Origin of the sequence: Halorubrum sp. SP3, assembly GCF_005435195.1 — an archaeon.
GTDB classification, from domain to species: Archaea; Halobacteriota; Halobacteria; order Halobacteriales; family Haloferacaceae; genus Halorubrum; species Halorubrum sodomense.
The window spans coordinates 1-923 of the sequence record NZ_SGTU01000152.1 but is presented as its reverse complement, the minus strand read 5'-3'; the positions used below and the strand labels follow the sequence as shown (position 1 = coordinate 923).

Sequence of the window (923 nt, the reverse complement as noted above, 5' to 3'; positions counted from 1 at the left end):
TACTAAGCGAGGTTAAAGAGCTTAACATCGAAATAACTACTATACCTCTCTGGAAAAAAGAATCGCGTCGAAACGAACTGCTCGCTGAAAACACTCCCCTACTGCCCGCAGAGGTCGAATCGATATCTATGTACTGGCATGCGAGACGTCGCGGGGTCTTCGATCGCTTGTCTGATGAGGTTGATGTCCTCTCGACTCACTACTATTTGGATAATCTCCTCGTCTCCCGAAGAACTCCCATATCTACGCTTTTTCGGTTTCCCGGAATAAAGCACCCATCCGTTCGGTGGCAAACAATGTCCAAGTTCGCCTCGCCCGAGTGTTACCTCTCCAACAGCCAAGCAACAGCCGAACGATTGCGTGAGTGGCTCGACTTAGATGTCGATGGAACGGTGTACGCCGGTGTCGACCTCGACCAGTTCTCCCCAAATACCGAACCCGCATTCACATCTGACCGTGTCTCCATATTGTTCGTCGGTCGCCTCGACGAGGGAAAGGGTCTCAACGACCTTCTAGACGCATACGCGAGAATCACCGACGAAGCCAGACTTTACATTGTCGGAAGCGGAGTCCTAGAGGACGACCTGCGAGCAAGGGCCAGAGAACTCGGTATCGAGAACTCCGTGACGTTCGTCGGCGCAGTTGCTCACAATGAGATACAACGCTACTACGCTGCCGCAGACGTGTTCTGTCTACCTTCGTACCACGAGGGATTCCCGGTGGTGAATATGGAAGCACTGGCGAGCGGGTGCGCACTGGTTACTACACGTTTGGACGCTGTCAAGGAGCAAGTTACCGACGGTGAGCAAGCGCTCCTATTCGAACCTGGTGACGTGGACGGTCTAGTGGATGCCCTTGGGCGCGCCGTCCGCGAGAGGGATCTCCGCGATCGACTGGCCGCGAACGGTCTGGAACGGTCGAAA

1 protein-coding gene is annotated in these 923 nt (G+C 54.5%); it reads left to right on the top strand.

Features of this window, described 5'->3' with window-relative positions:
- Window positions 1–296 precede the first annotated feature (296 nt).
- Window positions 297–923 (top strand): glycosyltransferase family 4 protein (locus EXE42_RS15975; protein ID WP_206750741.1); only part of this gene is annotated, 627 nt, incomplete at its 3' end.